Here is a 22,365-nt window from a genome sequence, read left to right on the forward strand (position 1 = left end):
CCCAAGATAGAAGCTTCTACCAGCCATCAAAATGCTCTGCGAAGGCTTTGCGCTCTCGGTCTGCTTGATGTTTCAACGCATTTTGGCGGCTGCTCCAATACTTTTATGTGAGATCTCATTTAGATAAAGCGTCGCGGTCTTTGGCTGACTCAGTGATCGAGGCCTCAAATAATCTAGGCATCTTACGCAGCGATTGAATAATCAGAAATACCAAAATCAAGCCAGCTGATAAAAAAGCGGCAGTTAATAAACCCAAAGCTAGCATTCTGTCTGTTTCCCACCTATAGATCACAATGAGCAATGCCAGCATGACCAAGCCAAAGAACAAAAAGAATAACGCGCTCACTATCACATCACTAATAAGCTAATAAATTTACTCCTGGCAATTTGCACATCCAGAGATAAAAGTTCTAGGCGAGTTTTGGCGATAGAAGCACCCGTGAATGCAAGTTCCTTAATAGAGGATATAAGATTTTCTTGAGACATAGATATCTAGCGACGCCCGATAAACAAACCTATTAATACACCTAAACCAGGTGCGACACCTATCGCCTCCCAAGGGTGATGTTTCGATGCACAAAATCATCAGCGCCTTCTGCGGCCACCTTTGCCTTATCTAACAAGTTACTTTCAACACTAGAGAGACTCTCTTTAGCGCCTGCAAGTGTTTCCAGGACTTGATTCCTGATGGAGCTGATTGTTTCGCCAGGATGATCTTCGGTTGCTTTAAGTAATGCCTCTGCATCAGCCATAAGAGACTTAAATTTACTAATCAACTGCTCGGCACCAGCTGACTTTGTCTCGTGCGCTATGGAATGTTCTGGATTTTTAGCTGTCATGTGATTGCATTCCTCAGCATTGGACGTTTAGAAGACATTATCCGCCCCTATTCTAAGCACTTTTGTTTACCGATCCGAGCAATAGAACTATCATTCCTGCATTTCCCTCTTTAAATCGCTTGAGATATCGCTTTAGTCTTGGACGGCGTTTCAATAAGTCATGATATGGAGCTGAACCATAGGCAACATTTTCCCAAAAATGATATTCTTCATCAACGCGATCTGAGTAGCGATTATTTTCAAGAGCATCATGAATGGCCCATTTGATTCTTCCGCCCTCACCACTGGATCCATAACCATGGATCAAAATAATTGCTCGAATCCCGACATCTAGAGATTTACGTAGATAAACCGTCAAGCGCTCTAGCGCTTCCTCAACATAAGGTCTCTCCTGTTTTATATTGATCTCTATCGTGTCCGAACTTAATATTGGAAAATTTTCAGAACCACAATGCGGACATTGTTTAATCAACGTCCGCATATTTCCACAATCGGGACATTCTGCTTGATTTGCCAATTTGATAGAGTTCAACTCCTTAAGAGCAGCACTTTCCTTCTACGCTTCTAGCGTCACTCGATTTGTCATTGACTATCAAGCTCAAGCTCTTTTGAGCGAGCTCCCAATTTTCTGGAGTCTTGAATTTGCATTAATTAACGTGGAGACATCTTTACGGATTGAGGTATTGCCATAACGCAAGCCCTTTAGCATGGCTACTGCTTCAGCAGAAATCTTACATTGCTGATTAACCAGCTCAGAGCAGTTAAATGATGCATTCTTAAAAGAGCGGGTCACGAAAGGATTCACCATCACCCTCTCCTTAAGAGCCTGCCTTAAAACTGAACCTTTATCTTGATTGAGCTAGCTCTCGTCTTTGGCGGAGTTTTACTTTTTGGATGGCGGCAATTTCGTGACTTCCGAAAAGAGCGGGAGAAAGCCCAGAAGCAGACAGGCCTGTCAAAAGATATCTAACGGACAGTTCTCACTTGAAGCCTCACTAAATTCAATATAGGCTTTGGGGAAAACTAGCGTGTATCCCTCGCCATTCTCAAGAATGAGATCAATGTTGAGTCGTCCTAGCCGATCAACCAATTCAGAAGTGTATGGAGTGCACTTAGGAATGATTGTATCTTCGATTATGATATCGGTCGACAAGGTACTCAGCAAATCCTGCTCTGCCTGCAATCGCCAAAGATCAACAAGTAGATCTGGATACGGAAAGTTAAATAATGGCGTATGTATTTCGTAGGCGGGCCAAGTTTTAACCAGCCACTCTCGTAGATTTTCTAAGTCCAAATTCCCGAATACTAAACGTTCAATTTCAAGACCCATTTTCAGTTTAATCATCTCCAGGGCTTCTTCAATACTCACCTTGTAATCCGAATTGGGTTTGAATGGCACCAAGAGCATAGAGGTGGCTTCAAAAATCTGCCTGCTTAGAAATATTCTTGATGTGAATATCCTGAATAGATACGCGACTAGTGAGTGCTCCAACACTGGTCAATAGAACAACGTTTCTTTTCTTCTACAGGAGATGCATGAGGGTCAAGAAACTATCCTTACCGCCAGACAAAAATAGAATATCTAAATTTCCTGTTTTGGGGGCCCAATTCATCAGCACAGGTCTGGTGACTTCAGGTCCAGCATGCGCTTTACTGCCGCCATTAATATGGCTATATGGACAGTGGCGACAAGAGTATCCGCAACTTTTGCCTTGGCGCAAAAGTGCGTCACTAGTGAGAGCTTGGTATCCCCTACTGGGATCAATATAAGTATCCCGCCTTACTTTACATGCGGCAAGATGAAGTTCATCTACACTAGAGTGGCTTTAAATTTAAAGGGCTTTACTGCATTGCATATCGGATACCCACAAATATACGTTTGAACCCGGCGTAACGTATCCATAACTCAGCTGATAGCTTTTATTGGGCATATTATTCCAGCGACCAAATAAACTCCAATCCTTAGCAAAATTATAGGATGCGTAAGTCTTGAATGTTCCGTACCCACCTATATATCCTGTATTACTGTAATCATTTCGATTCGCTTGACATGTTCCCTCAACCCCAGCAGTCACAGCATTATTACGATACTCGGCGCTAGCATTGCCAAACTGCTTAGCCCTTTTCGCAAGCACATAGCCAGTGGTTTGATCAATTGGATTCTGTTGATCAAATGAAGCTTTTAAGTTGAAATCACCTAATCGTGCAACAGTTCCAAGAGAGACTCCGAGAAATCTTTGCTGTTGCAACGTTACTTGCACAGCCGCTACTGTAGCCAGTCGGGCATCCTATACTAGTGTATTGAATCACATTCGTTATTGAGTTGTTATAGACTACTACGTGAAGATCGTAAGAATAAGTTTCGTAATGAAGTCCCACTTCAGTATTTTTACTTTTCTCAGGCTGCAGCGTTGAAACGCCATAGTTTGGATAATACAAATGATAAAATAACGGAGCCTTAAAACCGGTGCCGTAGTTCACGTTAGCTCGCAATTCCTTAGTAAAAAAGTATCCATAAGAAGCGCCGCCAGTAGTCTGTGGCCCATACCTGTAATGCTATATCGTTACGAAGACTCAGGTTTGCTAAATTTGAGCCTCCTTTCAATATCAACCGAGTTGGTATTTTGATCCAAACTTAAAATCTGGGTTCCCGTTGCATAGACCAAAGCGGCGCTCCTTTCGCCCAAGATTTGCAATCTATCAGGACCAATACTGATGTCGTGTTGCCATGTGTATATGTTTTGCTTAGTATTGGTAATTGGATTACCAGCTGGATAAGAAGAAACAGGTGTCTGGCTTGGGTAAATTGCCCGACCAAGGCCATAGGACTGAGCAATTTGTAAATTACTATTCCAGATATCTGTATATTGTTTTGACTGGCAAACACCTGAGCTCCAAGTTCTTGACCGTTATCCCATTCTTGACTGACTCGTACTGCACCTCCCGTTTTGGTATAGTTAATTTTGCTAGAAGAGTTATAGCGGTTATAAGCCGAGTTGTTTGGCGCGATTGTATTGAAACCTGCAGGATACTCAGTAGTAGCACTCACGGAATAACTTGTATTTTTATCGCCGCCTGTTGAACCATAAAGACTGGCATTCTCAATATTAGTTCCATAAGTTCCGTAGCCTGCTGAAGCAGAGACTTTGATAGGTCCAGCACCTTTTTTAGTAAAGATATTAATGACACCACCAATGGCATCAGAACCATATAAGCTACTCTGCGGTCCAAAGATAATTTCAATATGATCAATGATGGGAACAGGAATAGCTGCCCATGCAGCGTCACCATTGAGAACGGATGTGGTTCTTACACCATCAATTAATACCAGAGTCTGAGCAAAGTTTGCACCACGTAAGAATACGCTTTGAACACCGCCGCCATTATTGGAGACTACAACGCCACGTTGACGTTATAGTAAATCAGTAATCGTCGACGGACCAGCATCTGCCATTTCTTCTGGACCAATGTAAACATAGTCAGCCAAAACGTCATTAGCTCGAGTTGGAGTTCTCGTGGCAGTAACAATAATAGGATCTAACTGATTATTGAGATTTGAAACTGAAACGGTCGATGGAGGGTTTGGAGCAAATTCTACTGGTTGATTTACCCCAATGCCTGCTGATGCTACTAACAAAATTGATAATGCGCTTTTGCTCTTCTTAAATGTGCTGCAATTCATTTTTAATACCTCAATGCGGATTCCCTGACTAAAATCCCTGTTAGTCAGAATCTAAGGAATTTACAAATGAGATATGCAAGACGTATGTCATCGCGTAATGCGACAACATTATCGGCATGCAAAGACCCACGTTGCAAATTCCACTTGTTGAGGCCGGTATCCGGGCTGGAGAATTGAGGAATTTGACCTTCCCATACAGCTACGCACAGTGGCTTTTTCAAATTCTGAGTCGAAATTACAAGCGCGACATTCTCTAACCGTTGCGGGGACAGCGCACGTTTGGGTAGTGCTTCCCGTTTAACTTCGATATCAAAGATATCAAAGCACCATCAACAGCTCAATTATAGGTGTTATGCGACTTCATCTAAGGGCAATCGTTAGGTAAGCGATAGAAAACAGCCTACCACTTAGCTTATAAACGCCTCAGGAACTCAACGTTGCAAGCCATCCGGCGTCAGCGCGAACAGAGAAAAAGGAATTTAGCTCAATCTCTGGGCAGATCAGGGCAATAAGAATTGTCGATGAGTACTAATTATCCCTTTTAGATAAGGCGGCCTTATTTGCAGCAGCGATTAACACTAAATTAACCGCCAGTGCCACCAACAGATAACTGATCGTAATTTCCAAAGCGCAATGGAAATACTTCACAATACGGCCGGCAAACTCGGTGAAAGAAGCCTGTCCAGGAATATTAATGAAGTAATAACTGCCGCTAGAGATCAATTCGCATACGAGTGTTCCAGTTACAGCGGCGAATAAGAAATTTTTGAGTGAATTCAAATTTAATCCAAAGCCCTTAGCAAGATTTAAAGCAAGAGTTGTTTGTGTTCAATGGAGAAGCCAGAAGGCGTCGTGTACTGCCACAGCAAGACTGTTATTGAATATCGTCTAGTGAATCCCGAAAAAAATGGGACCGCTGCAAATGTCGATTTAACAGTTAACGGAAAAACCAGTCAGTACATGACAGCCTATTCTTGGTTTGGATCTAATCGACCCACACCAAAAAACTTTAAATTTGCAATCCTAGGTGAGAAACAGTTCGATCCATATTAGTATTTGATAACTACCTCACCGAGGCTAAAAATATTAAATATACAAAATGTAATTAATCAAGTTTAATTTTATTAATACGTAGACAAAAACTGCCTGATCCTTGCTGCACTCTCCCCCAGTGATGACGATCAAGCACAATTCCGAACTACATAAGTTTCAAACGCTTGACGAAGCAATGGCATGGGCCAAGAAGTTAGGTGAATTTGTCACCATTCAATTTAACGGCTTAGAAATTGCAGGCAAATTTGGAGCGGACGGTATTACTGCCGGTAAGTTTCCAAATGGTGAACCCTACACATAGAAGAAACGTAGAAGGCACTAGCGAGGAGTTATTGTGTGCACCAGAAATCCAAGCCTCAAACAGCGTTTAATCTAATGCAGCACCAGATGTTTTGACGATCTTAGCCCAGCGATATATGTCATCTTGCAGTTGTTGTGCAAATTCAGTTGGTGTCATATTTACAAGCTCTACTCCTGAAGCTTGTAATTTTTCTCTTAATTCTGGGTTTGCAAGTTATCTACCACAGGCTTAGGCATGCCTTTTGGTGCAAACAAGCCAATCCATAGGGATCCAGAAAATCTTGGGATTTTTTCTGAGATTGAGGGAACATCTGGAAGTATGGGTGAGCGCTTAGGAGAACTAACGCCAAGGGCATTCAAGTTTTGAGAATTGATGTATTGCAATACAGATGGCAAACTCGCAAATGCAATCTGTACCTGCTCTCCTAAAAGAGCATTGAGTGCAGGCGCAACACCATTATAAGGAATATGTTGTAAAGAGATGCCATCACTTTGATTGAGTATCTCACCTAGGAGGTGATTGAAAGTGCCATTGCCTGCAGAGGCGTATTGGTAAGTTTCGGGCGGCTTTGATTTAACCAGTTACATTTAAGAAATCATCCAAGTTCTTGGCTGGGAAATTCGGATTGACCACCAAGACATTCGGTACCGAGCCAATCATTGCAATAGGGACAAAGTCATTTACTGGATCAAATCCTGGATTCTTATAAAGCGCAGGATGAATAGCTTGTGCGCTACTAATTGTTATTAAAAGGGTATACCCATCTTTGGGTGCATTGACTACAAACTGAGTGCCAATATTGTCACCAGCACCTGGTCGATTTTCGACAATCACGGAGGCTTTCAATTGCTCACCAAGGCGCTGTGCAACAACCCTACCAACAAGATCATTTGTGCCCCCATGGGTCTAAGGAAGAATAATAGTCATAGGTTTAGTGGGGTATGCGAGAGCAAGGCCAGAAAAAATCCCGAAACAAGTAGCAAGCACTAAATGAATTATTTGGTTCATAAGATCCCTGTTCGCAAAAGTGATTGAAAATTAATCATACTTTAAATTGGATTGCCTCAGACATTGGTGGCGCCAATCAATTAAGCCTTTTTCCATTCGATTTATTGTCTCAATGAATAAATAGGCTTATGGAACTGTCAAAAAGAAAAAACCGCACGAGGGCGGTTCTTGTTAACGATTTTGGTTGAAAGGGAGTTTGCATTACCGCCCTTGATTTCGCCTAATGACTTGGCGGAGACGAGAGGATTCGAACCTCCGATCAGAGTTTGAGCCCCGATGCTCCCTTAGCAGGGGAGTGCCTTCGACCAGCTCGGCCACGTCTCCGTACTTCTTATGCTATTACTACGCCCCACAGTTTAACGGATAACCGTTTGTGCTGGGATTTCGTTACTTCTGGTCCAACTCAAACGCCTTGTGCAAGGCGCGTACAGCCAATTCCATGTATTTCTCGTCGATCACCACAGAGATCTTGATCTCACTAGTAGAGATCATCAAGATATTGATGTCCTCTGCTGACAAGGTATGGAACATTTTGCTGGCGATACCCACATGTGAACGCATGCCAACACCAACTACGGAAACTTTAGAGACCTCTGGATCACCAGAGATTTCTTTTGCTTCAATGTAGACTTGCACTGAGTTCTTCAAAATATCCAAGGCTTTTTGATAGTCGGCGCGTGGCACTGTAAATGTGAAGTCAGTCTTACCATCTACAGATTGATTCTGAATAATGATGTCTACATCAATATTGGCATCCGCGATTGGGCCTAATATTTGATAGGCAATGCCTGGACGATCAGGAACTCCTAAAACGGTAATCTTCGCTTCATCACACGCAAAGGCAATGCCGGAAATAACTGCGGCTTCCATAGTGCTGTCCTCTTCAAATGTAATCAAGGTGCCTGACTTCATCTCTTGGTCTAAAGGCATCAAAGGGTCTGTCAAGGAAGATAGAACCCGAGTTTTAACTTCGTACTTACCTGCAAATTCAACTGAACGAATTTGTAATACCTTGGAACCCAAACTTGCCATTTCTAGCATCTCTTCAAAGGTGATTTTGTCTAAACGACGCGCATCTTCACAAACACGTGGATCTGTTGTGTGAACACCATCCACGTCTGTATAGATCAGGCACTCATCGGCTTTTAAAGCGGCTGCCATCGCTACCGCAGAAGTATCGGAACCACCACGACCGAGTGTCGTGATATTGCCATCGGGATCCACGCCTTGGAATCCAGTTACCACTACTGCACGACCCGCGTTGAGGTCTTTCAGAATCTTGTCGCTCTCGATACTCTTGATGCGCGCTTTTGTAAAAGAAGAATCGGTATGCACTGTGACTTGCCAGCCAGCATAGCTAACCGCATCAATACCCTCACGCATTAATGCCAAGGCCAATAAGCCAGAACTCACCTGCTCACCAGTCGAGGCAATTTGATCTAGTTCACGTGGGCTAGCTTCAGGATTGATCTCTTTTGCGAGGCCTAGCAAACGATTAGTTTCGCCCGACATAGCTGAGGGCACAACTACTACCTGGTGGCCAGCACGCATCCATTTAGCTACGCGTTTCGCAACATTAGCAATGCGCTCGATCGAGCCCATGGAGGTGCCACCATATTTATGAACGATAAGAGCCATAAAAAACTGTCTAATTAACTATCTGTGACAAGGAAATGATTCCTTGAGGGTCTAAAAAGGGCTTATTTTACAGGGTTTTGCACCCATTTCGGGAGCACTCTCCTGCCTTTGACTGTAAGGTGCGGGTAACTCAAGCCTATTCCGGCTACAGCGATCAATTCATCGTTGATATAAAGCAAAGGTGCGTTACGCTCCCAAGGGGGGATATCAGCCTCCTGATAGAGGTTTTTAAGGGTTTTACGAGGGGTATTGGGCTTAATTTGGATTTTCTCTGCACCTAGACGCTCTCTTAGGCTAATTTGATCATTCTCATGCGCTAGTGTTACCCAGTCCTCAGGAAGACCTAATTGCTTGGAATTCGTCGGTAAGGCTTTTAAAACCCAGCACCCTGCTTCAAGATTCACAACCTGTAAAACACCGCGCCACAGACGAATACTTTTCTCATCGTGGAGCCACTCAAGCTGACTATTATCCGCCTTAGCAATAAGAAGATCTCGCCACCAGGCCTGCAAACGGTCTTGTGAGGGCATCGCGAGTTGATGGGTTTGCAGCCAGTAACGCAGCACATTATTAGCCGCAGGTAAATCCGCTTGAGCTAATTCACTTAACGCATGCGCCTTTATCCGACCTTGATTCAGAATATTTTTTCCATCTTGCACTGCCAAACGATTTAAGAGTGCTTGAGCGTCTCCAAGGAGCTCAGCACTGCGCGCCATATTTGCGATTGCCCCAGGCTGAATTTTTTCTAAAGCCGGAATAATTTTTTGACGAATAGCACTACGACGGTATTTAATATCTTGATTAGTAGGGTCTTCAATCCACTTGAGCTTATGTTCTTTAGCATAGGCCTCGAGTTCTTGTCTGCTTTGATTCAAGAGTGGACGCCATAGCGTGATGCCTGGATTATTCTGTGCTCCACTTCTTAATGCTCTACTTTGTGGCATACCAGATAAGCCCGCTACTCCCGAGCCCCTGAGCATTTGAAGCAGCACCGTTTCTGCTTGATCATTTTGATGATGCGCTAAAAGTAAGTCTTGAATGCCATATTCCTCGCAGAGATCAGCAAATGCTTCATAGCGAGCTACTCTTGCTCTAGATTCAACATTGCTCTGCGCTTTGGGATCAGTTAAATGTAAAAGCCGAAAATCAAAATGAATGTTGTATTTTTTAGCCATCTTCTCGCAAAAGATGAGCCAGTCATCAGCGACTTTTTGCAATCCATGATGAATATGGAATGCATAGATTTGGTATTTGTTTTTAGTGTTGGCTCTGCAAACCGTATCTAGTAATACAACCGAATCGAGGCCGCCACTCAGGGCAACCGCAATTGGTTGTCCCGGCTTAGGACTTTGCTGTAATTTCCTTGAACTTGCCATAACTCATCAAACGCTCATGACGACGCTCAAGTAATGCATCGACTTTCATGCCATCAAAAGTTTTTAAAGATTCAGCAAGAGCTTTGCGCATATTGCTCATCATATTGTCGTAGTCGCGGTGTGCACCACCAATTGGTTCAGCCACGATCCTATCGATCAAACCTAGAGTCTTGAGACGTTGTGCTGTCAGGCCCAACTGCTCAGCAGCCTCGGGAGCCTTATCAGCTGTCTTCCAGAGTATAGAGGCACAACCTTCAGGAGAGATCACTGAATAAGTTGAGTTTTGCAGCATCAAGACAACGTCGCCTATGGCGATCGCCAATGCGCCACCAGAACCGCCTTCACCAATAATGGTAGCAATGATCGGCACCTCTAGTTCAGCTTGCACATACAAGTTGCGACCAATCGCCTCAGCTTGATTACGCTCTTCAGCATCAATTCCAGGGAAGGCGCCGGGTGTATCCACGAATGTGAAAATCGGAATACCAAACTTTTCGGCAAGGCGCATCAGACGCATTGCTTTGCGATAACCCTCGGGACGACTCATGCCGAAGTTTCTTAGCGCACGCTCTTTAGTGTCTCGACCCTTTTGATGCCCGATCACCATGCAAGGTTGACCATCAAAACGGGCTAAGCCGCCAATAATCGATTGATCGTCTGCGAAAGTTCGATCACCGTGCAACTCATGAAAGTCAGTAAACAGTGCGCCAACATAATCCAAGGTGTATGGACGTTGGGGATGACGCGCTACCTGAGATACCTGCCAAGGTGTGAGATTGGCATAAACATCTTTTGTGAGTTGTTGACTCTTCTCGGCAAGGGTTTTGATCTCATCGGAAATATCAACCGATGACTCGTCTTGCACAAAACGCAACTCTTCGATCTTTGACTCTAGTTCGGCGATTTGCTGCTCAAAATCCAGGAAAGTTATTTTCATAGTCTGATTTTAATATTCAACTGGGATTGGGTCGATACTTCTCCACATATACCAGGTCGCAACCGTACGCCACGGGGCCCAATTTGCAGCCACCTCACGGGCTTCATGGCGGCTAACAGGCTCTCCGCTGAAGTAATTGAGGGAAATGGCCTTAATCAGCCCAATGTCGTCCAGAGGCAGAATATCAGGGCGAATCATATTGAAAATCAAGAACATTTCGGCTGTCCAGCGACCAATACCCCGAATAGAGCTTAATTCTTTAACAACTTCCTCATCTGGCATATCTTTCCACTGATTCTCATGAAGTCGACCGGAATCAAAATGGTCAGCCAAATCGCGTATATATTCAACCTTACGCCCAGATAAGCCAGCAGCGCGTAGCTCTTCTATTGAGAGCGCTAATATATTGTTGGGTGTTACTTTCTTTTTGTTAGCGGCCAATACTTTCTCCCAAACTGATTGTGCCGCAGCAACTGAAATCTGCTGACCAACAATCGCTCTTGCTAAAGTATTAAATGGATCTCCGCGTGTAACCAAAAATCCTGAGCCATATTTTGGAATGAGCTTTTTCAGAATACGATCTTGTTTCATCAACTCCTTGCATGCTTGCTCCCAGTAATCAGGAGCAACGTCTTGCAAGCTTGATGCCTCAAGCTTATCTGCTTTTGCTGTTTTATCTTTTACCGCTGTCATTAAGCCCTACGCCATTCTGTTAAGCCACCAGGTTTATCTTCCAGAACAATTCCCTGCTCTAGTAATGCTTTACGCATCAGATCTGCTTGAGCAAAATCTTTTGCTTGCTTAGCTGCAACACGAGCGGCAATCCGCTCCTCAATCAGTTCTGCCGTCAAGCCTGCTTGATCTTTCGCTCCAGCTTGTAAAAATTCAGTTGGCTCACGTTGCAAAAAATTGAGTGTTGCGGCAAGCGATCTTAAAAGATTGGCGAGTAATTGCTTTTCATCACCCTGAGCGCGGTTAACTTCACTGGCCAAGTCAAACAGAACTGCAATCGCCTCAGGAGTGTTGAAATCATCATTCATTGCACCAGCAAAACGCTGTGCCCACGGATTGTTGGGATCAAGTGCAGTCTCCAGCACTTTGGGTGCTGGTTGCGCTAAAGCGGTATAGAGTCTGACCAGTCCAGCACGTGCTTCTTCTAACTGGGCATCGCTGTAATTTATTGGACTACGGTAATGCGCTTTCAACATAAAAAAACGCAATACTTCAGGGTCAAAACTTTTCAGCACATCTCTAATCAGAAAGAAGTTGCCCAATGACTTAGACATCTTCTCTTCATTAACCCGGATATGTCCGTTATGCATCCAGTAATTGACAAATGGAGCGTCGTCATCTTTACGGTCTTTGCCATACAAAGCACCTTCACTTTGGGCTATCTCATTCTCATGATGCGGAAACTGCAGATCAGCACCCCCACCATGAATATCAAAGTGCTCACCCAATATGTCGCACGACATTGCAGAACATTCAATATGCCAGCCCGGGCGCCCTTTTCCCCATGGTGAGCTCCAGAGAGTACCAGCAGGCTTTTCAGGTTTAGCGCTTTTCCATAATACAAAATCCAGTGGGTCACGCTTACCATCAGCCACTGCAACACGTTCACCTGCATTAAGCTCATCGAGAGTCTTGTCTGATAGCTGACCATAACGAGGCAGCAAGCGAACCGCAAAATTTACGTCACCATCATTCGCTTGGTAAGCTAATTCATTTTCAATCAATGTACCAATCATGCCTTGCATCTGACTGATGTAGTCAGTGGCTCGCGGCTCTTGATCGGGGTGCATTAAACCCAACTCATCGGAGTCAGCATGCATCGCATCTATGAAGCGGTTAGTGAGAACTGAAATTGGCTCACCATTTTCGATGGCCCGATTAATAATCTTGTCATCAATATCAGTGATATTGCGAACGTACAGCACTTCATAGCCACTAGTCCTCAACCAGCGCACCACCATATCAAAAACAATCATTACCCTGGCGTGTCCGATATGGCAAAAGTCATACACAGTCATACCGCAGACGTACATTTTCACCTTGCCCGGTTCGATGGGTTTAAAGCCCTGCTTAGATCGGCTGAGGGTGTTATAGATTTGCAGCATAGAACTATAAAGGGGGGGCAAGTTGCGCCAATTTGTTAGACTGAGCGCTGAGTATATCGAATGAGCCTGTTTCACATCCTTTCCCCTATGCCCCAATACGCCCCAGAGCCAAGCCCTACCTCCGTAAAGGTCATCATCTGTGCTTTTGCCGCCATGATGGCTTTGCTGGCTTTGATGACGGGCTGTAGTACCTCCGCCCAACAGCGTACAGATGAGGAAATTAGGGTGTTAAACGCACAAGAGGTCAATTCCTCAAAGGCCACTCCACAACCGTTTTTTGCCGGCTATAACCTCAATGACCCACCGAGACTCTCGGCTGATATGGGGTATGACCCTTTAAATCCAGAGTTATCTGAGACGGTTGGGGTGCCATTTTTATCCTTCCTCATTATTGAGCCAGATCCCATTACAAAAAATGCAGTGCCCTCCGACGTAGAGAAGCTAATTAAGGCGCGCAAATATCAAGATGCAGTCACGCAAATTAATGCTAACCTCAAAAAAACGCCTCGCAATGTGCAATTGCGGTTTGTAAAAGCACGCTTACAAATTGAGATGCGCCAATTTGATCAAGCTAAAAAAACTTTAATTGAAATTACGCAACAGTTTCCTGAACTACCAGAACCGTATAACAACCTCGCAGCGATTGCTGCAAATCAAGGCCAATGGATAGAGGCCAGAGACTATTTAGAGTTAGCACTCAAACTACGCCCCACTTACGCAATTGCCTCAGCCAACTTAGGCGAAATTTATATTCGTTTTGGAGCGCAAGCCTATGAGGATGCAGCTAAGAACGCCCTGCTTAATCAGCGCCAGTATTCAAACCGCGCTAAAGCACTTCTAGATGTTTTAAAGCCGCCTCCAAAGCGCCACATCAATCGCACACCAAATCCTTCCAGGAATAACCCATCCACTAACCTTCTAGAAAGTAGATTGAATAATGGCGAAAGTACTCCTCAAAACCAATAAGGGTAATATCACCCTTACCCTTGATGCAGCTAAAGCACCAAAAAGCGTTGCCAACTTTTTGCAATACGTTAAAAGCGGCCATTACGATGGCACGATCTTCCACCGCGTCATTGATAACTTCATGATCCAGAGTGGAGGAATGTCTGCGGGCATGAAACAAAAGCCTACAGGTGCGGAAATTGAAAACGAAGCCAATAACGAACTTAAAAATGATCGTTATACCGTGGCAATGGCGCGTACAAACGACCCCCATTCTGCAACTTCTCAATTTTTTATTAATGTGAATGACAATGATTTCTTAAACCATACTGCCCAAAACGCCCAAGGATGGGGTTATGCAGTATTTGGCAAAGTTACCGACGGAATGGACGTCGTTGATACCATTCGCAAGGTTAAGACTGGTAGTTCAGGTTTTCATCAAGATGTTCCAACAGAAGATGTTGTCATTGAGAAGGCTTCTGTTCTCGAGGCATGATCCCGCAATACGCGAGCGCACTGCTCATATCAGATTTACACCTCACGCCGTCAATGCCCTTGACGGCACAACGCTTTTTTGACTTCTGCGAAAAAGAAACTCCAAAAGTAGAGGCCGTTTTTATTCTGGGTGACCTCTTTGAATACTGGGTGGGAGATGATGCAGTCATCTCTTCCCCTTTTCAACAAGAAGTCCAGCGCATAATCGCCAGTCTTGCCGCTAAAATAAAAACGTATTACCTGCATGGCAATCGCGATTTTTTAATTGGTCAAAGTTTTATTCAAAAAACCGGTATGACGCTATTACCCGATCCATGCTCGGTTGAAATTGCACAACAAAAATGGGTATTGGCACACGGCGATGCTCTCTGCACTGCAGATGTGGGCTACCAAGTATTTCGTATCTGGGTTAGAAAAACTTGGCTACAAAAACTCTTTCTCACTCTGCCGCTCAATTGGCGCAAAGGTATTGCCCAACATCTGCGCAGCAATAGTCACACCCAAGATCAACAAGTTTGTTCCTCAGAGTCCAATCTGCGAAAAATGGACGTCACAAGAGAAGCTTGCGCTGCAGTATTGAGAGATCAATCAGGCAATCAATTAATCCATGGTCATACCCACTTGCCAAGACAACACGAAGAGTCTCTTGGCACCCAGGCATGGCAACGCTGGGTGCTATCAGACTGGGACTTAGATCATCCAGAGAGCTTGCGACCTAGGGCAAGCGGCCTTCTCATTGAAGGTAATGGAGTGCGCTATCTTGATCTGATCAAAAACTAATCCAGTCATTTTACATGAATTAGGAAGCTGAGTATTTGGAGAGAGATTGAACCATCTGCGCGAAAATGCGCGGATTTGCAGCCATTACTTCACCGCTTTTAAGGAAGCCCTCTTCACCGCGATAGTTACCCATTAAGCCACCAGTTTCGGTAATGAGTAAGGCGCCAGCAGCCATATTCCATGGCTTGAGATCACTCTCAAAGAAACCATCGTAACGACCTGCGGCAACATATGCCAGATCCAATGAAGCAGCTCCAGGACGACGCAGTCCAGCACATTGACGTGACATCTCACCAAAGATTTTTAAATACTTATCTAAATCCTGATCTTCACGATCAGGAAAGCCAGTGCCGAATAAAGCATTCGCAAGACGATCTTGAGTGGCAACACGCAAACGCCGACGATCCAAATACGCACCCGCACCACGAGTCGCAGTAAATAATTCGTCACGGGTTGGGTCATACACCACAGCTTGTTGAGTAACGCCATTAACTGCTAAAGCAATTGATACCGCATAATGGGGAAAGCCATGAATGAAATTGGTTGCGCCATCTAAGGGATCAATGATCCAAACATTTTCTGCATCTACATTACGCTCACCAGTCTCTTCAGCTAAAAATCCATGGGTTGGATAAGCTTCACTGAGTATTTCGATGATCGCTGCCTCTGCAGCTTTCCCCACCTCGGCAACAAAGTCGTTATGTTGCTTGCGGTCAACCTGCAAGCGCTCCAAATTCAGAGCAGCGCGATTAATCACTGTTCCTGCGCGACGGGCGGCCTTAATGGCTACATTTAACATGGGATGCATAAGTATTGCTGGACAAATTAAATAAGAACAAGCTTCTTGTAACGCCCCCCAATAAGGTAAATTGGATGACAATACGAAGCTAACAGTGTGATTCTAAACGATTAGCATCCTTTACCCAATGAATAGGCCTTTTATAACCCTCAATCCATCATCCCGCCCAACGCATGAGTAACGATTCATTGAACTTGCTGCGCTGGGTTTTAGTTGAGACCAGCCACCCGGGAAATGTGGGCTCGGCTGCTCGCGCCCTGAAAACTATGGACTTTGCGGATCTTCGCCTGATTAACCCCAAAGCGCAATCCATTGCCAGCCATCCTGAGGCGATAGCCTTAGCTAGCGGTGCGGTAGATGTCTTAACTTCATCATCAGAATCGAATTCTCTCGCTAGTGCTGTAGAGGGTTGCTCTCTGGTGCTGGGTTTGACAAGTCGAGATCGAGAATTCGGACCACCCGCATTAGACTGGGATACCGCTCGCTCCTTAATCACTGAAACCACTTCAGGAAATGGCAAGGTTGCCTTGTTGTTTGGCCCTGAAAGAACAGGTCTAGATAATGAACATTTAGGTTTATGTACCCATCGCGTATGGCTCAATGCCAACCCTGAATACCCCTCACTTAACCTTGCCCAAGCCTTAATGGTTTGCGCTTATACCTTAAGAGAATCGCTTGGCAAGCCAAACGAACGCCAACACACCACAGTGGCCAGGGAATCTATGGTAGATTATGCTGATCCAGCTGCGATTGCTGCCATGCTGGAGCATTGGCGCGACGGCCTTGAAGCAATTGGCTATCTTGATCCAGCCAATCCTAAGAAGCTCATGCCCCGTTTACAGGGGCTATTTGCCCGTAGCCGCCTGCATAAAGAAGAAATTGATCTTCTTCGAGGGATAGCTAAGCAGATGCTCCTGAGAAAATAAGCGCATACCGTTAAAATCCAGATATGCTAAATTCAATATTCGACCAAGTCGACTCCATCATTGCTAGGGACCCTGCCGCTCGTAATCGTCTTGAGGTCATAACCTGCTACCAAGGCCTGCATTTAGTTTGGCTTCATCGCATCTCACACTTCTTATGGAATTTAGGTTTGAAATGGATTGCCCGCTTGCTCTCAATGTTTACACGCTTCTTCACGGGGATAGAAATTCACCCAGGCACCAAGATTGGTCGCCGTGTATTTTTTGGAGCATGGTCTTGGTATTGTGATCGGAGAAACTACTGAAATTGGTGATGATTGCACCATTTACCAAGGCGTGACTTTAGGCGGCACTTCGCTTTACAAGGGCGTTATAAGCGTCACCCAACATTGGAAAAGGTGTAGTAGCCAGTGCTCTGGCGCAAAAGTACTTGGTGGCTTTACCGTAGGTGACGGCGCGCGCATTGGCTCAAACGCAATAGTCTTAAAAGAAATCCCTGCAGGTGCTACAGCCGTAGGCATACCAGCACGTATTTTGCATCCCGATCTTCCGCAAAGTGCTGATAGCAAAACCAAAGAATATTTTTCTGCGTGTGGTGTCACGCCCAATGTGGATGACCCTGTATCAATGGCCCTCAAAGGCTTACATTGATGCCACCATTGAGCAAGAAGCCAAAATTGCAGCCTTAGTAGAGAGCACACTTGCCAAGTTGAATAACACACCAATTGGTACCGATGCCAACGCAAGTGATACCAAGCGCGACTTAGACGCTATTAAAGAATGACTCAAAGAATAGCGCTCAAAGGTTAATATCCGAAGAAAACAAAAAGGAATAGCTTGCTATTCCTTTTTAATTGCTGACCGAACTTCTCAATGAAGTGTGCGTGGCCCTGAGTTATCGCTACCCAATGTATTACCTGGAAACTCTTCATCTTCATGATCATCATCGGGCATCCCAAAAGAAAAACTAGATCCACCTTTTGGATGACGATTTTCAATTTCATCTTCGGTCGCTGCACGAACATCCTCTACCGGTACCCAAAAACGCAACGCCCTTTCCCGCTAAAGGATGATTGCCATCAAGTACCACTGGATTGTCAGCCACGTCGGTAACGGTATAGATCAAAGGGTCTTCATCAGCATCATCTGCAACTTACATCCTCTTCTGCATCTGGGACACCCTCAAACTGCATACCCACTTCCAAAGATTCAGAAAAACGCGTACGCGACTCGATTTTTAACAGATCTAGAGCTGTATTCTCCAAAAGCCTCGTTTGACTCCAATTGGATAGTTGCCTCATAACCTATATCCTGACTATCCAGTAGAATCTCAATCTTGGGAAAAGTACCGTCATAACCTCCATGCCGGTATACCTTCGGAGAATCAGGCTCTTCAATGACATGATTTTGCGCATCGGTTAACTTATAGCGAAGGGATACGATGGTATTTTTTTCAATCTTCATGCGGCATTTGTCAAACACTCAGTTTTAATCAGTTTCTTAAAGCTTTTATCTCTATATGACCTCATTTTACTTGAGCAAGCCCTGGGCCTTAGTTGGCGAGACCCGACCGCTACATGGCTCAGTACTGGCAAAAAAGTGCCTCCTCGTCAGAGTTGCCATTCCAGTATTTAACCTGGCAGCCCAGGATGGGGAGAGGCTTGATAGCCCAATTCTAGCTCAAGACTTATTGTGGCATTTGGACTAAACGAAGAGGTGGAAGCGCGCCTCGTTAAATCTCAGCCCTGGAGCTTTGAGCAAGGCCCTTTCTCCAAACAAGCACTTCCCTCACTCAATAAATCAGATTGGGCCTTGCTGCTTCAAGGGATGGAGGCAAACCACCCAGCTGCTGCAAAAGCACTGTCTTAGTTTCGATTCATACCGGATCCCCGTCTGAATGAGTTGATGATCAGCATCGCCGGAGTTGGAGGTGGAGTTGGACCGCACTTTGATTCATATGATGCGTCGTTCCTAATCCAGATGTCCGGGAGAAGGCAATGGTGCATCTCAAAGCAAAAAGATCTGAGCCTCAACCCTAATCTGCCATTAAAAATTCTGCGGAACTTCAGGCCAGAACAGGTATGGATTCTGGAGTCAGGCGATATGCTCTATTTGTCCCCACATATTGCGCATGACGGCATTGCTCTGGATGCAGGCTGTCAAACTTGGTCTGTTGGGTTTCGTGCACCCAGCTTTAAAGCGTTACTGCAAGAAGGCTTATGGCGACTTGCTGAGTCACTAGAAGAGATTCCAGAATTAGATCAAAAATTTTCTGACCCCAAGCAAGAGGCAATACACACCCCCAATCAATTACCCAATCAGTTCTTCGGGTAATTGAGTAAAACACTTAAAGAATTGAAGTTAGATCAAATTCATGGTTTTTGACCTGGCATTATTAGCGCCTACCTCTCGGAGCCAAAACAGCAAGTCTTTTTTGAAACCCCTAAAAATCCACTTAACTCCAGGGCATTCCTAAAAAGAATCGCAACCGATAGGCTTATACCTCACCCAAAATCCCGAATTTTGAGCCTTAAAAAGCAGGTTTACTGCAATGTGGAGGTCATGACGAATGGCCAGCAGGCAGCAAATATTGCTTCAGCATGGCAAACTCTTTCAGCCCAAAAGAGTCTCAAAACCAGAAAACTTGAGCATTTAGATGGATCCGCCCTTTATGAGGCCTATTTGGCTGGATGGCTAATTTTTGAAAACTGACACTTTAGAGATGGATATAATAATTACTGGAAAATACATAGGGGTAATCCCTTGGTATTTCTGAAGAACAATTACCGGTAATTGTTGTTAATTTTTTAAAGGAATTTATAAATGAAGAAGTCACTCGTATTCGCTGCTATGTTAGCAATCGCCTTGGCCGCTTGCGGTAAGAAAGAAGAAGCAAAACCTGTGGAAGCTGCACCAGCTCCCGCTGCTGACGCTAAGCAGTAATCTTCTTCATGAAGATCAAAAAGCCGCTTTTCAGCGGCTTTTTGATTGGTGGCATCGCTCTTACTTAGTTAACTGATCTGTTAACAATGTCAGCAACTGGAATCCAGCCGGCGTAGTTTCTGGTTTGCCATCAGCAGTTTGTACGTAAATACTCGCTGAGTTTTCACCAGTACTCTTAACAACAACCTGATACTTTTTAGCTTTCATACCAGACTCATCTTTGCTGCTAAAGAGATTAGTAAAAAATTCTTTGGTATCCCCAAGATCTTTCGGGTTCACATAGCGAACGTAGTAAATACCAAGCGAACGGTTACGATCTTCAACAGTAAAGTTGGAGCGGTCAAGCGCTAAACCGACGTCGCGCCATGAGCGATCAAAGCCAGCGCTTAACTCAATATAACCCTGATTATTACCCTCTTGCACAAACTTGGCTTTCGGCGTTTTTGGACCAAGAGGTACCGCAACCATCGCCTTGGCTTGCTCTTGAGTCATCCCCAAACGCTCCATTAAGCGCGCCAAAAAAGCCGCTTCTAACTCTGGATCATTTGGCCTAGCAGTCCAAATAGTGTTATTACATGCAGTAGTAGTGGAATCGGTCACGCACTTTTCTATAACTCCACGTTGGGTGATGTAAATCTCTGTCTCTCCTGGCTTTACAACCTCTAAACGGGTCTTATATTTATCACGCTCCCCAGTGGCATAAACGGAATCCAGAAGTCCGCCTACCGTAGAACGAATCCAATCCTGTGCAATCTTGGCACGATTTTCTGCCCAATCAGTCTCCATAATGCCGGTTGATGGCGAATCAACTACCAATAAGAAACCATTTTCTTGCCAGAAATCCTTTACTTGCGGATAGAGTTCAGGAGCAGGCTTCTCAACTACCAACCAACGACGTTCGCCATCACGTGCAATGCGCATACCTGGAATACCGGTCATAACGTTACTACGCATTTGCGCGGATTTCTTTACTGCTGCATTGTATTCAGACATAGTAGCAGAACCATCTTGAACAATGTAACGACGGTCTGCCTGAGCTGTAATCAAGTCAGGTGGGTAGGACAAATTAGGACCACGCACAGCGCCGGCACTCTTGTAGTCGACAGTATCACTGCTAGTTACTGATTTACAAGCTGTCAAGGCAGCAGAAGCAATCAAGCCTACAACCAAGATCGATATCAGTCGACGCAACATAGGAAGCAAATTCATCATAATAAGTTGGCCTGTTTTAACGCTGCCTTTAAGGGCTCACGCAAGGAATTATTTAAAGGGGTTAATGGCAAACGAATACCAGCAGTAATCTTGCCCATTTCGTGCAATGCCCATTTCACTGGAATTGGGTTTGCCTCAGCAAACATGGCCTTGTGAACAGCAATCAATTGATACTGAATTTCACGGGTGCGCCTTACATCATCTGACATAGCGGCAACGCAAAGCTCATGCATTAAACGAGGTGCAACGTTGGCTGTAACTGAGATGTTGCCTTTACCGCCCATCAACATCAGCATGGCAGCCGTAAGATCATCTCCGGAGAATACTGAAAAATCCTGATGGCCAGCACGCTTGAGATCATTGATCAATAAAGTCCCGCGTTCCAGACTTCCGGTAGCATCTTTGATTCCAATAATACCAGGCACAGCCACAAGACGTACAACAGTATCACCTGCCAGATCAGCTACCGTTCTACCGGGAACGTTATACAAAATGATTGGCAAGTCTACTGACTCGGCAATCTTTTTAAAGTGGGCATACATGCCGTCTTGAGTTGGCCTGTTGTAATACGGAACAACTTGCAAGCTTGCGTCTGCTCCAACCTGCTTAGCAAATTGAGTTAATTCAATCGCTTCAATGGTGGAATTTCCGCCTGTACTAGCAATGACGGGAATTCGCCCAGCAATATGTTCTACAGTCACACGAATCAACTCGCAGTGCTCTTCAACGGAGACCGTGGGAGACTCACCGCTAGTGCCAACAATCACAATACCATCAGTACCCTCGGCCACATGCCAATCCAACAAGGAACGCAAACTGACATAGTCCAGACCACCGTCCTCAAACATCGGAGTCACAATAGCCGGCATACTGCCAGCGATAGGCTTTTTGATACCTTTGGAATGAGCTGTATTTATCACCGAATATGCACCGATTTCTAGCTGACTTAACCTTGAAATTGTAACGGAATACGCTGTTTTAGATGACCTGTTACGGCGCATAGGCGCTGAACCATAGTTGGTTTGGGTTGATCCACGTAAATATCTTCATAGGCCAGCATCTTGAGGCTATTGCGCAAGGCAAAATCCAGTAATCCTCCAGGTTTTAAGAGGAAATTGGGGTTCGTTGGCTTCCCACCTTCCCCATTTCCTTGGGCGAAGGTTTCGTAAATCAAAACCCCTTCGTTTTGCAACATTTTGGGTAACTCATCGAGGTAAGGGCGGTAAAGGTAATTTGTCACGATGATGCTGCTAAATATAGAGCCTGTCAGAGGGACCATTCATTACCCTCTAGTTTGAAAGTCCTCGGAAGGATTCA

29 protein-coding genes, 1 tRNA gene, 5 pseudogenes and 1 riboswitch are annotated in these 22,365 nt (G+C 44.7%); of the genes and pseudogenes, 9 read left to right on the plus strand and 26 right to left on the minus strand.

Annotation, left to right across the window (positions count from 1 at the left end; genetic code table 11):
• Positions 1 to 115 precede the first annotated feature (115 nt).
• The 13 genes and pseudogenes from DXE31_RS11725 to DXE31_RS08735 all read right to left on the minus strand — a co-directional run bounded on the left by DXE31_RS11725 (position 116) and on the right by DXE31_RS08735 (position 5,301).
• Positions 116 to 310, minus strand: coding sequence for a phage holin family protein (locus DXE31_RS11725; protein ID WP_231969497.1), 195 nt, complete (start codon positions 308 to 310; stop codon positions 116 to 118).
• Positions 311 to 492: 182 nt separating this feature from the next.
• Positions 493 to 549 (minus strand): hypothetical protein, encoded by a 57-nt coding sequence (locus DXE31_RS13040; protein WP_415078105.1) that lies wholly within the window; start codon positions 547 to 549, stop codon positions 493 to 495.
• A complete protein-coding gene (locus tag DXE31_RS08690; protein WP_231969498.1) occupies positions 546 to 839 on the minus strand; it encodes an ElaB/YgaM/YqjD family protein in 294 nt (97 codons plus the stop codon). Before DXE31_RS08690 ends, DXE31_RS13040 begins: the two co-directional genes overlap by 4 nt.
• A gap of 52 nt (positions 840 to 891) precedes the next feature.
• Complete coding sequence (locus tag DXE31_RS08695) at positions 892 to 1,356, minus strand: Smr/MutS family protein (RefSeq protein WP_114698694.1); 465 nt, start codon at positions 1,354 to 1,356, stop codon at positions 892 to 894.
• Between the two features lie 81 nt (positions 1,357 to 1,437).
• On the minus strand, positions 1,438 to 1,647 hold the full coding sequence (locus DXE31_RS08700) for a hypothetical protein (protein ID WP_197712222.1): 210 nt from the start codon (positions 1,645 to 1,647) through the stop codon (positions 1,438 to 1,440).
• Between the two features lie 147 nt (positions 1,648 to 1,794).
• Complete coding sequence (locus tag DXE31_RS08705; RefSeq protein ID WP_231969499.1) at positions 1,795 to 2,208, minus strand: hypothetical protein; 414 nt, start codon at positions 2,206 to 2,208, stop codon at positions 1,795 to 1,797.
• A gap of 154 nt (positions 2,209 to 2,362) precedes the next feature.
• A pseudogene (locus DXE31_RS13045) lies at positions 2,363 to 2,629 on the minus strand (DUF5522 domain-containing protein); the annotation flags it as partial.
• Positions 2,630 to 2,671: 42 nt separating this feature from the next.
• Positions 2,672 to 3,088 (minus strand): hypothetical protein, encoded by a 417-nt coding sequence (locus tag DXE31_RS08715; RefSeq protein WP_162785583.1) that lies wholly within the window; start codon positions 3,086 to 3,088, stop codon positions 2,672 to 2,674.
• On the minus strand, positions 3,033 to 3,320 hold the full coding sequence (locus DXE31_RS13050; RefSeq protein ID WP_415078107.1) for a TonB-dependent receptor domain-containing protein: 288 nt from the start codon (positions 3,318 to 3,320) through the stop codon (positions 3,033 to 3,035). The genes DXE31_RS08715 and DXE31_RS13050 overlap by 56 nt, the downstream gene beginning before the upstream one ends.
• Positions 3,321 to 3,474: 154 nt before the next feature.
• Positions 3,475 to 3,888, minus strand: a complete 414-nt coding sequence (locus tag DXE31_RS11730; protein ID WP_231969500.1) for a hypothetical protein — start codon at positions 3,886 to 3,888, stop codon at positions 3,475 to 3,477.
• Between the two features lie 147 nt (positions 3,889 to 4,035).
• Positions 4,036 to 4,230 (minus strand): annotated as a pseudogene (locus DXE31_RS13055) (TonB-dependent receptor); the annotation flags it as partial.
• A gap of 21 nt (positions 4,231 to 4,251) precedes the next feature.
• The gene (locus DXE31_RS08730; RefSeq protein ID WP_114698489.1) at positions 4,252 to 4,521 is read right to left on the minus strand and encodes a hypothetical protein; all 270 of its coding nucleotides are present in this window, start codon (positions 4,519 to 4,521) and stop codon (positions 4,252 to 4,254) included.
• A 134-nt stretch (positions 4,522 to 4,655) separates the two neighbouring features.
• Positions 4,656 to 4,867, minus strand: a riboswitch (cobalamin riboswitch).
• Positions 4,868 to 5,049: 182 nt separating this feature from the next.
• Positions 5,050 to 5,301: a hypothetical protein gene (locus tag DXE31_RS08735; RefSeq protein ID WP_114698490.1), complete on the minus strand. Its 252-nt coding sequence runs from the start codon at positions 5,299 to 5,301 to the stop codon at positions 5,050 to 5,052.
• 72 nt (positions 5,302 to 5,373) lie between these two features.
• On the opposite strand from DXE31_RS08735, the gene DXE31_RS08740 reads away from it, so the two are divergent.
• Both DXE31_RS08740 and DXE31_RS08745 read left to right on the plus strand, forming a co-directional pair.
• On the plus strand, positions 5,374 to 5,574 hold the full coding sequence (locus DXE31_RS08740; protein ID WP_162785584.1) for a hypothetical protein: 201 nt from the start codon (positions 5,374 to 5,376) through the stop codon (positions 5,572 to 5,574).
• A 100-nt stretch (positions 5,575 to 5,674) separates the two neighbouring features.
• Entirely contained in the window at positions 5,675 to 5,875 is a 201-nt protein-coding gene (locus DXE31_RS08745; RefSeq protein WP_162785585.1) for a hypothetical protein, read from the plus strand.
• Positions 5,876 to 6,069: 194 nt separating this feature from the next.
• Here the strand turns inward: DXE31_RS08745 and DXE31_RS13060 are convergent, their stop codons facing one another.
• From DXE31_RS13060 to cysS, 8 genes and pseudogenes are all read right to left on the minus strand, one after another.
• Positions 6,070 to 6,456: a tripartite tricarboxylate transporter substrate-binding protein gene (locus DXE31_RS13060; RefSeq protein ID WP_415078109.1), complete on the minus strand. Its 387-nt coding sequence runs from the start codon at positions 6,454 to 6,456 to the stop codon at positions 6,070 to 6,072.
• A pseudogene (locus tag DXE31_RS13065) lies at positions 6,449 to 6,742 on the minus strand (Bug family tripartite tricarboxylate transporter substrate binding protein); the annotation flags it as partial. The pseudogene DXE31_RS13065 and the gene DXE31_RS13060, both read right to left, overlap by 8 nt.
• A 370-nt stretch (positions 6,743 to 7,112) precedes the next feature.
• Positions 7,113 to 7,207, minus strand: a tRNA-Ser gene (locus tag DXE31_RS08755).
• 63 nt (positions 7,208 to 7,270) lie between these two features.
• Entirely contained in the window at positions 7,271 to 8,521 is a 1,251-nt protein-coding gene (locus DXE31_RS08760; protein ID WP_114698493.1) for an aspartate kinase, read from the minus strand.
• A gap of 62 nt (positions 8,522 to 8,583) precedes the next feature.
• Positions 8,584 to 9,897 (minus strand): tRNA lysidine(34) synthetase TilS, encoded by a 1,314-nt coding sequence (gene tilS, locus DXE31_RS08765; protein WP_114698494.1) that lies wholly within the window; start codon positions 9,895 to 9,897, stop codon positions 8,584 to 8,586.
• Entirely contained in the window at positions 9,863 to 10,834 is a 972-nt protein-coding gene (locus DXE31_RS08770; RefSeq protein ID WP_114698495.1) for an acetyl-CoA carboxylase carboxyltransferase subunit alpha, read from the minus strand. Before DXE31_RS08770 ends, tilS begins: the two co-directional genes overlap by 35 nt.
• Before the next feature lie 9 nt (positions 10,835 to 10,843).
• Positions 10,844 to 11,527, minus strand: a complete 684-nt coding sequence (locus DXE31_RS08775; protein WP_114698496.1) for a DNA-3-methyladenine glycosylase family protein — start codon at positions 11,525 to 11,527, stop codon at positions 10,844 to 10,846.
• Positions 11,527 to 12,951: a cysteine--tRNA ligase gene (gene cysS / locus DXE31_RS08780; RefSeq protein ID WP_114698497.1), complete on the minus strand. Its 1,425-nt coding sequence runs from the start codon at positions 12,949 to 12,951 to the stop codon at positions 11,527 to 11,529. Before cysS ends, DXE31_RS08775 begins: the two co-directional genes overlap by 1 nt.
• Positions 12,952 to 13,011: 60 nt before the next feature.
• Between cysS and DXE31_RS08785 the strand changes: the two genes are divergently transcribed.
• Genes DXE31_RS08785 through DXE31_RS08795 form a run of 3 tightly spaced genes read left to right on the plus strand, consistent with a single transcriptional unit; the run spans position 13,012 to position 15,171 of the window.
• Positions 13,012 to 13,917 carry a tetratricopeptide repeat protein gene (locus DXE31_RS08785; protein WP_114698498.1) on the plus strand — a complete coding sequence of 302 codons (906 nt, stop codon included), beginning with the start codon at positions 13,012 to 13,014 and terminating at the stop codon, positions 13,915 to 13,917.
• The gene (locus DXE31_RS08790; protein ID WP_114698499.1) at positions 13,889 to 14,392 is read left to right on the plus strand and encodes a peptidylprolyl isomerase; all 504 of its coding nucleotides are present in this window, start codon (positions 13,889 to 13,891) and stop codon (positions 14,390 to 14,392) included. The genes DXE31_RS08785 and DXE31_RS08790 overlap by 29 nt, the downstream gene beginning before the upstream one ends.
• The gene (locus DXE31_RS08795) at positions 14,389 to 15,171 is read left to right on the plus strand and encodes a UDP-2,3-diacylglucosamine diphosphatase (RefSeq protein WP_114698500.1); all 783 of its coding nucleotides are present in this window, start codon (positions 14,389 to 14,391) and stop codon (positions 15,169 to 15,171) included. The genes DXE31_RS08790 and DXE31_RS08795 overlap by 4 nt, the downstream gene beginning before the upstream one ends.
• Positions 15,172 to 15,190: 19 nt before the next feature.
• Here the strand turns inward: DXE31_RS08795 and DXE31_RS08800 are convergent, their stop codons facing one another.
• Positions 15,191 to 15,979, minus strand: a complete 789-nt coding sequence (locus DXE31_RS08800; protein ID WP_114698501.1) for an inositol monophosphatase family protein — start codon at positions 15,977 to 15,979, stop codon at positions 15,191 to 15,193.
• Positions 15,980 to 16,143: 164 nt separating this feature from the next.
• On the opposite strand from DXE31_RS08800, the gene DXE31_RS08805 reads away from it, so the two are divergent.
• A complete protein-coding gene (locus DXE31_RS08805) occupies positions 16,144 to 16,896 on the plus strand; it encodes an RNA methyltransferase (protein ID WP_114698502.1) in 753 nt (250 codons plus the stop codon).
• A gap of 23 nt (positions 16,897 to 16,919) precedes the next feature.
• Positions 16,920 to 17,677 (plus strand): annotated as a pseudogene (gene cysE / locus DXE31_RS08810) (serine O-acetyltransferase).
• 86 nt (positions 17,678 to 17,763) lie between these two features.
• Here the strand turns inward: cysE and DXE31_RS08815 are convergent.
• A pseudogene (locus DXE31_RS08815) lies at positions 17,764 to 18,357 on the minus strand (FKBP-type peptidyl-prolyl cis-trans isomerase).
• 228 nt (positions 18,358 to 18,585) lie between these two features.
• On the opposite strand from DXE31_RS08815, the gene DXE31_RS12535 reads away from it, so the two are divergent.
• Together DXE31_RS12535 and DXE31_RS11740 are read left to right on the plus strand one after the other, a co-directional pair.
• Complete coding sequence (locus DXE31_RS12535; protein ID WP_331852017.1) at positions 18,586 to 18,762, plus strand: hypothetical protein; 177 nt, start codon at positions 18,586 to 18,588, stop codon at positions 18,760 to 18,762.
• Positions 18,763 to 18,798: 36 nt separating this feature from the next.
• Complete coding sequence (locus DXE31_RS11740) at positions 18,799 to 19,227, plus strand: cupin domain-containing protein (RefSeq protein WP_331852018.1); 429 nt, start codon at positions 18,799 to 18,801, stop codon at positions 19,225 to 19,227.
• A 669-nt stretch (positions 19,228 to 19,896) separates the two neighbouring features.
• On the opposite strand, the gene bamC is transcribed toward DXE31_RS11740, so the two are convergent.
• The 3 genes from bamC to DXE31_RS08835 form a co-directional block, all read right to left on the minus strand.
• Positions 19,897 to 21,048, minus strand: coding sequence for an outer membrane protein assembly factor BamC (bamC, locus tag DXE31_RS08825; protein ID WP_114698503.1), 1,152 nt, complete (start codon positions 21,046 to 21,048; stop codon positions 19,897 to 19,899).
• Positions 21,045 to 21,917 carry a 4-hydroxy-tetrahydrodipicolinate synthase gene (gene dapA / locus DXE31_RS08830; protein ID WP_114698504.1) on the minus strand — a complete coding sequence of 291 codons (873 nt, stop codon included), beginning with the start codon at positions 21,915 to 21,917 and terminating at the stop codon, positions 21,045 to 21,047. Before dapA ends, bamC begins: the two co-directional genes overlap by 4 nt.
• 77 nt (positions 21,918 to 21,994) lie before the next feature.
• Positions 21,995 to 22,243: a hypothetical protein gene (locus DXE31_RS08835; protein ID WP_114698505.1), complete on the minus strand. Its 249-nt coding sequence runs from the start codon at positions 22,241 to 22,243 to the stop codon at positions 21,995 to 21,997.
• Positions 22,244 to 22,365: the final 122 nt, after the last annotated feature.

Source organism: Polynucleobacter necessarius, assembly GCF_900095185.1.
Taxonomy (GTDB): domain Bacteria; phylum Pseudomonadota; class Gammaproteobacteria; order Burkholderiales; family Burkholderiaceae; genus Polynucleobacter.